This is a genomic window from Acidisoma sp. (assembly GCF_035492295.1).
Lineage (GTDB): Bacteria > Pseudomonadota > Alphaproteobacteria > Acetobacterales > Acetobacteraceae > Acidisoma.
On the sequence record NZ_DATJJK010000127.1, the window covers coordinates 1 to 12,526 of the forward strand.

13 protein-coding genes and 1 pseudogene are annotated in these 12,526 nt (G+C 59.8%); 3 read left to right on the forward strand and 11 right to left on the reverse strand.

The window, feature by feature from the left end; all coding sequences use genetic code 11:
- Positions 1-308: 308 nt before the first annotated feature.
- Positions 309-1,124, forward strand: a complete 816-nt coding sequence (locus tag VL752_RS09165; protein WP_325354377.1) for an IS6 family transposase — start codon at positions 309-311, stop codon at positions 1,122-1,124.
- Here VL752_RS09165 and VL752_RS09170 read toward each other — a convergent pair.
- The 4 genes from VL752_RS09170 to VL752_RS09185 form a co-directional block, all read right to left on the reverse strand.
- Positions 1,065-1,436, reverse strand: coding sequence for an XRE family transcriptional regulator (locus VL752_RS09170; RefSeq protein WP_325354379.1), 372 nt, complete (start codon positions 1,434-1,436; stop codon positions 1,065-1,067). The two genes, VL752_RS09165 and VL752_RS09170, sit on opposite strands and share 60 nt — an antisense overlap.
- Position 1,437: 1 nt before the next feature.
- A complete protein-coding gene (locus VL752_RS09175) occupies positions 1,438-1,641 on the reverse strand; it encodes a type II toxin-antitoxin system RelE/ParE family toxin (protein ID WP_325354381.1) in 204 nt (67 codons plus the stop codon).
- A 481-nt stretch (positions 1,642-2,122) separates the two neighbouring features.
- The gene (locus tag VL752_RS09180; protein ID WP_325354383.1) at positions 2,123-2,647 is read right to left on the reverse strand and encodes a GNAT family N-acetyltransferase; all 525 of its coding nucleotides are present in this window, start codon (positions 2,645-2,647) and stop codon (positions 2,123-2,125) included.
- A complete protein-coding gene (locus VL752_RS09185) occupies positions 2,648-2,938 on the reverse strand; it encodes a DUF1778 domain-containing protein (protein WP_325354385.1) in 291 nt (96 codons plus the stop codon).
- Positions 2,939-3,443: 505 nt separating this feature from the next.
- On the opposite strand from VL752_RS09185, the pseudogene VL752_RS09190 reads away from it, so the two are divergent.
- Positions 3,444-4,121: pseudogene (locus tag VL752_RS09190) on the forward strand (ParB/RepB/Spo0J family partition protein); the annotation flags it as partial.
- A gap of 4 nt (positions 4,122-4,125) precedes the next feature.
- On the opposite strand, the gene VL752_RS09195 reads toward VL752_RS09190, so the two are convergent.
- From VL752_RS09195 to VL752_RS09220, 6 genes are all read right to left on the reverse strand, one after another.
- Positions 4,126-4,668, reverse strand: a complete 543-nt coding sequence (locus tag VL752_RS09195; RefSeq protein ID WP_325354400.1) for a ThuA domain-containing protein — start codon at positions 4,666-4,668, stop codon at positions 4,126-4,128.
- A gap of 217 nt (positions 4,669-4,885) precedes the next feature.
- On the reverse strand, positions 4,886-5,737 hold the full coding sequence (locus tag VL752_RS09200; RefSeq protein WP_325354387.1) for a carbohydrate ABC transporter permease: 852 nt from the start codon (positions 5,735-5,737) through the stop codon (positions 4,886-4,888).
- 9 nt (positions 5,738-5,746) lie between these two features.
- Complete coding sequence (locus VL752_RS09205; protein ID WP_325354389.1) at positions 5,747-6,703, reverse strand: carbohydrate ABC transporter permease; 957 nt, start codon at positions 6,701-6,703, stop codon at positions 5,747-5,749.
- Positions 6,704-6,780: 77 nt separating this feature from the next.
- A complete protein-coding gene (locus tag VL752_RS09210; protein WP_325354391.1) occupies positions 6,781-8,115 on the reverse strand; it encodes an ABC transporter substrate-binding protein in 1,335 nt (444 codons plus the stop codon).
- 87 nt (positions 8,116-8,202) lie between these two features.
- Positions 8,203-9,333 carry a Gfo/Idh/MocA family protein gene (locus VL752_RS09215; RefSeq protein ID WP_325354393.1) on the reverse strand — a complete coding sequence of 377 codons (1,131 nt, stop codon included), beginning with the start codon at positions 9,331-9,333 and terminating at the stop codon, positions 8,203-8,205.
- Positions 9,334-9,348: 15 nt separating this feature from the next.
- The gene (locus tag VL752_RS09220; protein WP_325354395.1) at positions 9,349-10,275 is read right to left on the reverse strand and encodes a sugar phosphate isomerase/epimerase family protein; all 927 of its coding nucleotides are present in this window, start codon (positions 10,273-10,275) and stop codon (positions 9,349-9,351) included.
- A gap of 459 nt (positions 10,276-10,734) precedes the next feature.
- Here VL752_RS09220 and VL752_RS09225 point away from each other — a divergent pair, with 459 nt between their 5' ends.
- Positions 10,735-11,766: a LacI family DNA-binding transcriptional regulator gene (locus VL752_RS09225; protein WP_325354396.1), complete on the forward strand. Its 1,032-nt coding sequence runs from the start codon at positions 10,735-10,737 to the stop codon at positions 11,764-11,766.
- Here the strand turns inward: VL752_RS09225 and VL752_RS09230 are convergent.
- Positions 11,761-12,462, reverse strand: a complete 702-nt coding sequence (locus VL752_RS09230; protein WP_408863078.1) for an IS6 family transposase — start codon at positions 12,460-12,462, stop codon at positions 11,761-11,763. The two genes, VL752_RS09225 and VL752_RS09230, sit on opposite strands and share 6 nt — an antisense overlap.
- Between the last annotated feature and the right edge of the window lie 64 nt (positions 12,463-12,526).

Sequence of the window (12,526 nt, forward strand, 5' to 3'; positions counted from 1 at the left end):
TTCTTATTTTTCATGAAAGCATCCGGCGGTGGTGTCTGAAGCTTGGCGCGAGCTTCACAATCAAATCTTCGCCGGCGCCGACCCGGGGTTCTGTCAGGCCTCGCGCCAGGCGGTGAATTGACCTCGGCGGTGAATTTGGTAGAGCTTGAGGCTGCAGGGGCGGTGCGGATTTCGAGATGACTTGTGTCGGCTGTGGCTCGGCGTCGGTTGCGGAGCGTCGGGAGGTCACGGCTCAGGGCCACCAGCGGTTTCGCTGCCGGGATTGCGGTCGGTAGTTCAGCAAGCGCAGTGGCGGAGTGCTGAACCAGATGTCCTTTCCGAGCGACATCATCAGCTTCGTGGGTTTCCGCCGTCTGCGCGATCGGCTGACCCTCCGGGATTTGAGTGAAATGCTCCTGCTCCGCGGGTTCATCGTTAGCCATGAGGCAGTTCGGGACTGGGCAACGAAACTGCTGCCGATCTTGGGAGATCCGCTACGCAAACGGCGGCACGGCACCCGCCGCGAAGCCGGTATCAGCTGGTACGTTGATGAGACCTACCTGAAGGTCCGCGGCCGGTGGTGCTACCTCTATTGGGCCAATAATCGGGACGGCAACCTGATCGACGCAATGCTGAGCGAGCAGCGCGACATGAGGGCGGCGAAGGCGTTCTTCCGCTCGGCGAAAGCCACCATGGGCTTTCGCCCTGACCGGATGACGACGGATGGCCATGGCTCCTATCCAAGGGCGATCCGCGCAGTGCTGGGAGAGACGGTGCGGCACTGGACCAGCGTTTACCTCAACAATCGTCTTGAACAGGACTATCGCGGCATCAAAGGAAGGATCCGATTTATCCGCGGCTTCAAGAGCCTGACGCCGCGAGCCGCTTCTGTCGCGAGCATGGTGAACTCCGAAATCTCCTTCGTCCCCGCCGTCGCCACAACCAGATTGTCCCAGCCGCTCTCCGCTGCTCCCGTTTTGTTAAGGCCGCTCAGATTGCCTTCAACATCATGCGCGTCGCGTAAAAAGACCCGGTCCATATGTCTTCGGAGACACAGGCTGGCGCGAGACCTGATAAAACCGCTGTTAGGACGCGGCACGGCGGCGGACGCGCGGCTTGAAAGCAGGCTGCGCCTCCTCGGTTAGCGCATCACCCAAGTGTTCCATGTGCAATGCCGGATGGTGCGGCAGCTTCACGACCAGTTCCAATTTGCCTCCGACGGCCTCGACATAGCTGCGCAGCGTCGAGAGATACATATCGGCCTGTTTCCCGATTTTCGACACGGACGGCTGTTTGATGTTCAGCGCCTCAGCGACTTCGAGTTGCGCTTGCCCGGCGATCTGCCGAAGCTCCCGCAGGCCTTCAACTCCCTGCTTGAGTTCCTGGTAGCGCGCCTCCACTCCTGTCTGGCGTTCAGGCGGAAGTTCGGCGAGCATGTCATTCAGGCTCGGGGCCATCTCACACCTTCCTCTTTCCGACATTCAGGCCCTCCACATGAGCAGAGAACCGGGAATCGGCCTTGGCGATAAGCTGACGATAAAAGCGCTTCTGACTTCCCCGGGACTTGTCGCCCGCGACCAATAGGATCGCCCGCCGCTCCGGATCGAACGCGAATGCAGCGCGCCATTCGCCGTCTGCTCCCTCGAATCGCAGCCCCTTCATGTTGGCGTGCTTGACCCTTTGAGCGTATCGGCATGCGGACGGCCGAGCTGGGGACCGTAATCGGCCAACTGCTTAGCGACGGCCAGTAGGCCATCCTGGACAGACGCCTCGAACTCCAGGACAAACTCATCGTGGAAAGCAACATCCCACGCCATTTATATAGCCTTCCAAAATCTTTCAAGATTTTGAGCGACTTAAGAACGGCCCTTCGGGGCCGTTTTTGCTTCCCCGTCCCGGTCTTCAAAACTGGGGAAGCGTGGGGAAGCGGGGAAGCAGCAGAAAGCGTATTGTAGCGGGTCCGCGGCCGCTGCCGGCATGGGACCGGCCCAGAAGTTGCCGAAAACTACCGTCCTGGGAAGGCGCAGAGCCTCGTTCGACGAAGCATCCTCAAACAGATCGCGCGTGCTTCCCCCGGGGCCGAAGCCGCCCCGGATCTGCTTCCCCGAGCGCTTCCCCGGCGTCGTCGGTGGGCGCAGAAACATCATCGTTCAGCCCTCACACCAGCTTGTCGCATCGGCAGAACGAGGCGCAGCGAGTCCGGCAGCCGCACGAAGCCATGCGCGGCGTAGAAGCAGGCTGCTGCTTCGTCCAGGGCATCGACGATGACCATTGATGAGCCTACCGTGCTCGCGCTCTCGAACGCGCGCTGGAGCGCGTCCGCAAGTAGGATCGAGCCGAGGCGCTGACCCTGCTGGTCCTTGGCGACGGCCAATCGACCGATGAGGGTACAGCTCACGAGCGGATAGCGGGGAACGTGCTTCCGAGCTGCCTCTGGCACCTCGCCTTGGGAAATCGCCATTGCGCAGAGCGTGTAGTAGCCGAGCACGCGATCCGGCTCGGCGTCCTGGCTGAGCACGAAGACGGCATTCGCTTTCCGGCGGATGTCCTGCCCGGCCTGTGTCTTGAAATAGCGATCGAGGCTCTCGACACCGCACGTAAAGCTTTCCCGGTCGTGCGTGTCGCTGAGGACCGCGACACGGAGGTCCAGAGATGGTCGTCCGGCCATTCACCGGACGACCCGATGCCGATGCTCCGCGAAAGCCCGCTCCAGCCGTTCGTTCGGTGCCGGCGGATTAACGAGCGTATCGAAGAACACCGCGCGGTCGCGCTCCGACAATGCGATCGTCTCATGCTCAGCGATCGTCCGGCGCGCGGCATCCGTCAGCGCAGTCATGCAGAAGTCGGTCAGCTTGCGTCGTTCGAGTTGGGCGGCGCGTTCAATCAGTGCCTTTGTCGGCTCGTCGACGCGAAAGCCGAGTCGCTCCTCTCTTAGCCGTCGCTCTTGCTTCGTCGTCATGATAATCACCTCTCGGTCAATGTACGGCGAATGGACTAACTTTTCAAGAGCTGGTCATTCAGCCACTGGATTATGATGTGGGACCTCTGTCGGTGGTTAGGTAGCGGTCAGTGGAGTTTCCAAAGCTTGTCAACGCAGCGAACTTTCGAGTTCGGCCTTCCGAGCCATCCAGTCAGGCATTGCAGTGTCGAGCAAGTTCCGCCAGCCTTCACCGTGGTCGATCTGAGCGAATATCCAGGCACCTTTCCGGTGCGCTCTGGTTCGGATCACGTCCGGGTCTGAAAGCCGGAGATATGGAAAAGCGTGTCTCCGGCTTTCAACGCGAGCCTCGGATCCCGGCTAAGTGGAAGTCGAAGGCCCGCTGATTGGAAGTGACCGGCCGCTTCCGTCCGTCCTGACATCGGTTTCTTGGCGCTGCCCTCCAGAGTGAGAGGGTGGCGCTGCGCTTCGTGACGAGTTGCTGCCGACAGAAAGGCTTTCGGCGCTCGTCGCGGAGTATATCCCGATGGCTACCACCGTTCAGAAGATCACCCTCTCGCCCTCGCGCCACATCCCCTTCAACCAGCTCCTGCTCTCGCAGTCGAACGTCCGGCGCGTGAAGGCCGGCGTCTCGGTCGAGGAGCTGGCCGACGATATCGCCCGCCGCGGCCTCTTGCAGGGCCTCAGCGTCCGGCCCGTCACCGACCAGGCCGGCGTCGAGACCGGCATGTTCGAGATCCCGGCCGGCGGCCGGCGCTACCGGACCCTGAAGCTGCTCGTCATGCAGAAGCGCCTCGCCAAGACGGCGCCGGTGCCGTGCATCGTCCGCGACAGCGGCATCGCCGAGGAGGACTCGCTCGCCGAGAACGTCCAGCGCGCGCCGTTGCACCCGCTCGACCAGTTCCGCGCCTTCCTCGCGTTGCGCGAGAAGGGGCAATCCCAGGAGGAGATCGCCACCGCCTTCTTCGTCTCGGTCAACGTGGTGAAGCAGCGTCTGAAGCTGGCGTCGGTCTCGCCGGCGTTGCTCGACGTCTATGCCGAGGACGGCATGACGCTCGACCAGCTTATGGCCTTCACCCTCTCCGGCGACCATGGGCGCCAGGAGCAGGTGTTCGGGCGCCTGAAGGCTTCCTACGACAAGCAGCCTTATGTCATCCGCCGTATGCTGACCGAGGGCGGGGTACGGGCCTCCGACAAGCGGGCGTAGTTCATCGGCCTCGACGCCTATGTGGCGGCGGGCGGTTTACAACGCGACGGGCAAGCGCGTCCGCGGCTTGCCACTGAGTTTGACCAAGCTGATGTGACGGCGTGGCCGCTCGGCGCGCTGCCCATTGCAAGCCGCGCGTGAAGATCGTGCGCATTTCGGGCAAGTCGAATTCCTTCCCGACATGCCCGAGCGAGGAATAAAACACCCGGCCGAGGCCGTGCTGGCGTTTCCACACGACCGGCATGATGGCCCCCGCTATCCATGGGGCGTGCGCGCCGGTAAATCGCGTGATCGCTAGGACCTCATTCGACGGGTCGACGTGGATGTAATATTGCTCGGACCGATACGGAAAGCGGTGCGGCAGTCCGGCCATGATCGGATCTCTCGGCTCGATGATTTCGACGTCATAGTCGATGATATTGCCGGGATGCGCCACCCATTGGCCACCGGCCATGAACTGATAATCCGTGGATTGACGGAAGGCGTCGGCCATGCCGCCGTGATAGCCGGCAAGGCCGGTGCCGGCCTCAACCGCGCGGCACAGATTAGCGACTTAATCCGCGCCGATATCGGCCATCGTATAGATCGACACGATCAGATCGAAACGGCCCAGATTGCTGTGCGCAAAGGCCGCGGTTGTCGTTTCAACCCTGGATCTGGAAGCCTGATGATTCAAGTAGATCACGAACGATCGCGGCACCCTGCTCCGGCTCATGCCCGTCCCATCCACCCCAGACGATCAGTGCCTGTTTCATCACCTGCTATCCTTTAACGGAGCCCATGGAGAAGCCGGCTTGAAGCTGACGGCGGAAGAAGGCGTACAGCACCATCATGGGAAGGGTTGCGATCATGACGGCCGCGAAGAGAAGACCGAAATTGTAGGACAGCTGGCCGTGCAGCATGCTCAGGCCCACTTGCACGGTCCGGATCGTGTCATCGGATGACATCATATAGACCAGCACATATTCGACCCAGCAGGCTTGGAAGGTGAAAATGCCGATCGTTGTCACGATGGGGCGGGCCATGGGCAGCACCACGGACCAGTAGATCTGGATATAGCCAGCGCCGTCGATACGCGCTGCATCGATGATTTCGTTGTCGATGGATCGGACGAAAGACCAGGCTAGATAAATCGCGAAGGAGATGTTGAAGGCGATATAGGGAATAATGATCCCGATGCGCGTATTGGTGATGCCGAGATAGGTCTCCGCAACGAAGATCGGCACGACCGAGGAAGAGATCGTGATCAGCAGGCCGACCAGCACGAAGGAAAACCAGAATCTCGTGAAGCGAGAGGGAATTTTCGCGAAAGCAAAACCGGCCGCGACTGACAGGATGATGACGACAACCGTCGTGACGACACTATAGAGAATGCTGTTGACGAAAAGATGCGGGAAGGCGCCGATCTGCCAGGCTTGGCTGAAATTGTCGAAAGTCCAGGTGGATGGCCAGGCGATCATATTTGCCACGATATCCTGCTCGGGCTTGAAGGATGTGTAGCAGAGCCACGCCAGCGGAAAGACCGTGAAGACGGTGAAAAAGGCGAGCGCGACATAGGCGCTGCACCGGAATAGGAGGGGAACCTGGGCGCGGACTCTTTGAGATTGCGACATCCGAGTCTCTCACTCGAATCGCGCGGACAGATATTGCGTCCCGCGGGCCAGCAGCAGAATGAGGCCGGTGCTCAACAGGATCAGGACGACGGCAATCGCGCTGCCGAAGCCGTATTTGTAATAGGTGAAAGTGTTCTGGATCATGTAGAGACCCAGAACATTGCTGTAATAGCTCGGGCCACCATTCGTCATGATCCAAAGTACTTCGAAGCTTTTGAGGCTTCCGGCGATAGCGTAGATTGCGCTGGTCATGAAAACGGGAATTTGGCCGGGAAGAACGACGCGGTGCAGCAGATCCCATTCATTGGCGCCGTCAAGAACCGCCGCTTCCAACATCTCGCCATTCGTCTTCTGCAGGCTGGCCAGGAAGATGATCATGTAGAGGCCGGTATACATCCACAGGATCACGATCAAATAAGGAATGATCGCGGTCGATTCCGAGTTGAAGCTGTCCAGCTCGAAAAGATTGGAATGCAGGATCATGCCGATGACCTGGGCAATCAGGCCGCTGGGCGCAAAGACAACACCGAAAAGCAGTGCAACCGCGACCGGACTGAGCAGCGACGGAAAGAAGATGATGGCCTCAAAAAAAGCACGCCCGAAGATCAGCTGCCGGTACAGGATATAGGCCAGAAAAAATCCCAAGGGGATTTGGCCGATCAGCGAAATGGCGATGACAAGCCCGTTGTCGCGCAGGCTGTGCCAGAATATCGGGTCCCGAAACATACTGATGTAATTGGCGAAGCCGATGAAATGCGGCATGCCGGACCCGCCCCAGTCCGTAAAACTCAGCGCGAGGCTGTAGACGATTGGGATGATGATGACGACGGCATAGACGACAAGTGCCGGCGCCGACAGAAGAGCATAGCTCATCCGGTCGGCGCGGCTGGACCGGGCAAGCGTCGCATTGCTGTGCGCGCTGTCCGTCAGGCGCCGGCCGGATGCGCCATTCGCGGTCGACAGCATCAGGGCTTCAGCCTTCTATTGAGATGGGCGAGGGTGGTCATGATACTCCCCATTCAATGCGGAAATCGTCTGGCAGGTCAGTGATGGCGGTTGCTGTCATGGGCAGCGACCCAGGTTTCGTACTGTGCCGCCAACTGCTTTGGCGTGGTTGATCCCAGAACGATCTCCTGTAGCCCGGCATTGATGATCTGCTCGACCCCTTCGGCATCCATCTTGTCATCCAGAACAGGCAGGACGGTATGAATGCCGGAGGAGAAATCGTAACTCGTATGTAGCAGCGGATCGTGAATACGTGCACTGAGATCGAGATTTTTGTAAATCGGCAAAATATCGTGCTTCAGATAGATATCCGCGTTCGCCGGGTCCATGCTGAATTGGATCCATTTCCATGCCGCTTCTGCCTGCTGCGGCGTGCTGGTCTTGGAAATGCCGAATCCGGTGGCGATTTCGCCGGACGTCGAGGCGTCGTCCGTGAAGGCCTCGCCGTCGATATGCGGGAATGGCTGCATGAGGATTTCAGCCCGCATCGCCGGGGTCAGGCTGGTATAGAGATTCTCAACCTCCCAGATACCGCCGATGAAATAGACGCTTTTGCCGCTGACGAATTCCGACAGGGCCTGCTCGCGCATCGTTGACGGCTCGCTTTTGTCGATCAGCCCGGCAGTCGTCATATCCTGCACGATCTGCAGCGCCTTGACGAAGGGTGGATCGTTGAAGCTGGCGCCGTTCGTCCCGAACCGGGCATGCTGGAACCAATCAGGACCGCCCATGCGCCCGACCAGCGTCGAGAGCAGGCACGACTGCAGAATCCAGGATGACTGGTCTCCAAAAACGACGGGATGATAGCCGGCCTTGCGAATTACCACTGCCTGCGCCTTGAAATCCTTCAGCGTTTTTGGGAAGGTGAGGCCAAGCTTGTCGAGCAGCGCTTTATTGGCATAGACGATGCTCGTCCACAGCACATAAGGAACGCCAAGTTCGTAAATCTGCCCGTCTCGGCCTTGCGGCGCCAGGAACAGCGCGCGTTGCGTCGCGGCCAGATTGTCCCGCGTTATCCAGGGGCGAAGATCCATCGCATAGCCGCGATCGGTCAGATAGCCGGTGCGCTTGCCAGGCCAGAGGGAGAGCAGATTGGGTAAATGGCCGGAAATTGCGAGCGCCTGCATCTTCGTGTGATAGGCGTCATGATCCATGGCATCAAAATGAATCGTAATATTCGGATATTTCGCGTGAAAGCGCTGATACATATCCTGCAATTCGAAATAGTCAGCATCGACTTGCGTGTAAGGAACGATGCCCGTCAGCTGAACCGGCCCCGTCGTTGCGCTATCGGCTTCGGCATGTCCGATTCCGAAGGAAAAAGCCGCTACTGCACTCAGCATCAGGGATTTTAATGTAACCGTCCTGGCCATTTATTCCTCCTTGCTTGACGATCTTGCGCCGTCTTTGCTGTGCACGCTGTTGGTGCCGCCGCTTTTGCGGTCTGGGTGAAATCGCCGTCAGTCGAACGATCCGAAGGGAACCTGCCGCCCGATCGGCCGCGGCCTGTCGCATCTCGTCTCGATGGCGATCGTCCGGCCGCTCTCCGCCGAACGCTGAAAGCCGGTCATGACATCAAGCGCATGCATGGCGAGTTCGGCCGACACGCGATGGGGGCGGCCATGCTGCAGTGCATGCGCCATTTCCGCAGCGCCCAGGCCGCGCAATCCACCCGCATAGTCATGGGTCGGACGGTCATAGGGATGGTCATCCGGCACCCGCTCCCAGGCTTCCTCGCCGCGCTTGTAGAGTTCGACCGGGCCGGAGAAATTATTGGGGTCGGGCGTCACCAGGCTGCCGTCTAGGCCATAGAGTTCGACCTGGTTGTGACGATGCTTCACGATGTCAAAACTCGTCACGATGGTGACGGTGGCGCCGTTCTCGAATTCCATCACGCCGGTCGTATGGGTCGGCACTTCGACCTTGATGATGTCGCCGCGCCGCGGTTCGCTCAGCACCGGCCGCTGGGCTCTCGTGATCTTCTCGGTGCCGAACACGGACCGCACGGGCCCCAGCAGGGTGATGAGATTCGTGACGTAATAGGGACCGACATCCAGCATCGGGCCGCCGCCGCGCTGATAGTAGAAATCCGGATTGGGGTGCCAGTGCTCGTGCCCCGGGATCATCATCAACGCGGTGCCGGCGACCGGTTGCCCGATCACGCCGTCATCGAGGAGCCGGCGGGACAGTTGATGCCCAGCCCCCAGAAAGGTGTCCGGTGCGCCGCCAAGACGCAGGCTTTTGCGGCGCGCCAATGCGAGCAGGCCTTCACCTTCCGCGACCGTGATGCCGAGCGGCTTTTCGGAATAGACATGCTTGCCGGCTTCCAGCGCCGCCTGGCTGATTTCCGCATGCGCGACCGGGCTGGTCAGGTTGATGATGATATCGATCGCCGGGTCGGCCAGCATGCCGGCCAGTGAGGTTGCTTCGACACCAAACTCGCCGGTTCGCGCCTGCGCGGCGGCTGGCACCACATCTGTCACCGCCTTCACGCGCACGAAGTCGAACATGTGCAGCGTGGCGATGTAGGTCGAAGAAATATTGCCGCAGCCCACAATACCGAGCTGCACGGGTTTCGCTGACGCGCTCATGGTCATATCTCGCAATTATGCAGCATGGAGTTCGGAATATTGATCACGCAGAAACTGAATGGACTTCTTCAGTTCGACCTCCAGCTGACGCGTGGCCGGGTCCGTATGGGTCCAATGCGACGCGCCGGGCACATCTTCCAGTTCCAGCGTCAGCGGGCCTTTGTAGCCGATGGCCTCAAGGGCTGAGAGAATGGCAACCCAATCGATCTTTCCGCGTCCGGGCCGCCAATGCGCATTCGTCTGGCCGTCATTGTCGGAGAGATGCGTGTTGAAGATACGGTCGCCCAGCATCAGCACGGTGAAATGCGGCATATCGCCTGAGGGAAACAGATGGCTCGGATCGAAATTGAACCCGAGATTGGGTGATCCCGTACGCTCCAGCAAGCGCGCCATGCTCTGTGCCGAATTCACCCAGCGATAGGGATGCGGCTCAATCGCGACTTTGAGTCTGGCATCTGCAGCAAACTCGCAGGCTTTTGCCAGGCTATCAACGCACTGGTTGTACTCGGCAGTCCAATTCCATTGCGGCTCGACATCCGCTGTCGATAGCTGCGATATTGGCCGGCGCAAAATCGGCGTAATCTCGCGGCCGAAGGGATAGGGCGTCGATGTCGTGATGAGCGGGGAGCCCAGTTCCGCCGCGGTCTCCACCCCTTTGCGGAAACCATCCAGATCAGCACGAGAGGACTTGTCACCCGGCTTGGACGAAAAATTCAGATTGCAGAAGATATTGCTCAGCGTCAGCCCTTCATCCCGGGCCAGGGACTTCAGATCCTGAATGCGCTGCTTGGTATAATAGCTGTCGATCGCTTCTCGATTCCAGATCGAAAGTTCAAAGCTCTGGCAGCCGGCCGCCGCAACACGCCTGATGCCGTCTTCGTAGGGCGGTATCCAGCTGAAGGTCCATACGGTCGAGCCGAAACTCAAGGGAACTGGTGGCATTATGTGCTGCCCTTCTTGGTTCGAATTACGCGTTCGTCTTTACGAGACTGACCGTTTCCGCAGAAAATCGGCAGCCCTGTCCAAGCAGGGATTGATCCCCGTCATTCTTCCCACAGGTCCGGCGCCAAAGGCGTGGCACCAGTCGCCGGCTGGGTTAGCCCTCACGTCGCGTCGACCGTAGCGTTACCTAACGAGATTCACAGTCGGCGGTCAAGCGGGGAAAAAGAGTGTTGATCAAAACAGATATTCCGATACAAGGCGACAACAGGATAATCCGTATCGTTACGGGTCGTTTTTCCGAGTGGTAGCTGGAAATGGCCCGACGATGGTGCGATACAGGGTCAGAACCACAGTTGACGGAGGGCGAGCACGCCCATGGAGAAGCGGGGGACGAAGCGTACCGCGTCAGCCAAAGGCCGATCCGAGACGGGCCAGGCGAGGCCTGCGCGCGGCATGGCTTTGGACGGCCGCGTGACGCTACGCACCGTTGCGGACCATCTTGGCCTGTCGCCGACAACGGTGTCGCGCGCCTTGAAGCGCGGCGATGATGTCAACGCCGATACGATCGACAAGGTTGAAGCCGCGGCGCGGGCGCTCGGCTACCGGCCGCATCTCGGCGGCATCAATCTCCGCACCGGCCGCACCCATGCCATCGGCATCATCCTGCCTCTGGGCGGGGAGGGTGACGTCAACAAGTTCGTGGCGTCCTTGATCGAAGGCGTATCCTCTTTCCTGAAGACGATCGGCTATCGGACGGCGGTGGTTCCGTTGCTTCGAGACGATGACCCGATCATCGTTCTCAAGGAACTGGTCAGCGAGAATTCTGTCGACGGCATCATTCTGACCAATACCAAGCCGCAGGATGAACGCGTCAAATGGCTGCTGCAGACGAAGACGCCCTTCATCACATTTGGTCGAACCGAGCTGTTCAGCCCGCATGCTTTCGTCGATGTGGATCATGAGCGTATAGGCGCCCGGGCCGGGGCGATGATGTTTGATGCTGGGCACAGCCAGCCACTGCTCATCGCGCCGCCCGAGGATTTGACTTACAGCATGCAATTCCGGCGCGGCTGGGCGCAGATCCATCGGGAAAGGGGCGTTGATCTTGCGCCACAGTCCGTCATCTGCGCTAGGAATTCATCCAATGCCGGGCTGGAGATAGCATCCAGTGTTTTGCGCGATAGGCCGGAAATCACGGGAGCCTTCATCGCCCATGACGACACCGCCATGGGCTTCGTGTCAGGCTTGCGTCCGTTCGGCAAGCACGTTGGCGAGGATTTCGGAATCATCACCTATGGCGGAACGCGTATGCATAGTTTCATCAACCCGCCACTGAGCGCCTTTACCTTTCCGCATGTCACAACCGGTCAAAGCCTGGCGCGACTGCTCATCAAGCTGATCCAAGGTGGCAGACCGGAAGAGTTGCAGGAAGTCAGCCAAGCGGATTTCAACGACCTCGGAAGCCATCACTTGACGGCGAAGCGGCTATAGACCGCTTAAAACATGCCGAAGGCAGTCAAGCATCTTTCGTCCCCCGGTTTCACGCTTTGCCAGATCACCCGTGAGCCAGCTGTAGGCTTCTTCTTCGTGTTCGATTGAGATCGTCCGGTCGAAACCATGGTTCTGCAAAACGAGAGCGGCTGGGACAATCTGGTTGTGGCGACGGCGGGGACGAAGGAGATTTCGGAGTTCACCATGCTCGCGACAGAAGCGGCTCGCGGCGTCAGGGCTCTTGAAGCCGCGCATACATCGGATCCTTCCTCTGATGCCGCGATGGTCCTGTTCAAGACGATTGTTGAGGTAAACGCTGGTCCGGTGCCGCACCGTCTCTCCCAGCACTGCGCGGATCGGCCTTGGATAGGAGCCATGGCCATCCGTCGTCACCCGGTCAGGGCGAAAGCCCATGGTGGCTTTCGCGGAACGGAAGAACGCCTTCGCCGCCCTCATGTCGCGCTGCTCGCTCAGCATTGCGTCGATCAGGTTGCCGTCCCGATCAATCGCCCGATAGAGGTAGCACCACCGGCCGGGCACCTTCAGGTAGGTCTCATCAACGTACCAGCTGATACCGGCTTCGCGGCGGGTGCCGTGCCGCCGTTTGCGTAGCGCATCTCCCAAGAGCGGCAGCAGTTTCGTTGCCCAGTCCCGAACTGCCTCATGACTAACGATGAACCCGCGGAGCAAGAGCATTTCACTCAAATCCCGGAGGGTCAGCCGATAGCGCAGACGGCGGAAACCCACGAAGTTGATGATG

Coding starts and splice junctions, on each gene's coding strand:
- VL752_RS09230 (WP_408863078.1), bottom strand. CDS start 12,462: ATGCTCTTGCTCCGCGGGTTCATCGTTAGTCATGAGGCAGTTCGGGAC.
- VL752_RS09165 (WP_325354377.1), top strand. CDS start 309: ATGTCCTTTCCGAGCGACATCATCAGCTTCGTGGGTTTCCGCCGTCTG.
- VL752_RS09215 (WP_325354393.1), bottom strand. CDS start 9,333: ATGAGCGCGTCAGCGAAACCCGTGCAGCTCGGTATTGTGGGCTGCGGC.
- VL752_RS09170 (WP_325354379.1), bottom strand. CDS start 1,436: ATGGCCCCGAGCCTGAATGACATGCTCGCCGAACTTCCGCCTGAACGC.
- VL752_RS09220 (WP_325354395.1), bottom strand. CDS start 10,275: ATGCCACCAGTTCCCTTGAGTTTCGGCTCGACCGTATGGACCTTCAGC.
- VL752_RS09175 (WP_325354381.1), bottom strand. CDS start 1,641: ATGAAGGGGCTGCGATTCGAGGGAGCAGACGGCGAATGGCGCGCTGCA.
- VL752_RS09210 (WP_325354391.1), bottom strand. CDS start 8,115: ATGGCCAGGACGGTTACATTAAAATCCCTGATGCTGAGTGCAGTAGCG.
- VL752_RS09180 (WP_325354383.1), bottom strand. CDS start 2,647: ATGGCCGGACGACCATCTCTGGACCTCCGTGTCGCGGTCCTCAGCGAC.
- VL752_RS09205 (WP_325354389.1), bottom strand. CDS start 6,703: ATGCTGTCGACCGCGAATGGCGCATCCGGCCGGCGCCTGACGGACAGC.
- VL752_RS09185 (WP_325354385.1), bottom strand. CDS start 2,938: ATGACGACGAAGCAAGAGCGACGGCTAAGAGAGGAGCGACTCGGCTTT.
- VL752_RS09200 (WP_325354387.1), bottom strand. CDS start 5,737: ATGTCGCAATCTCAAAGAGTCCGCGCCCAGGTTCCCCTCCTATTCCGG.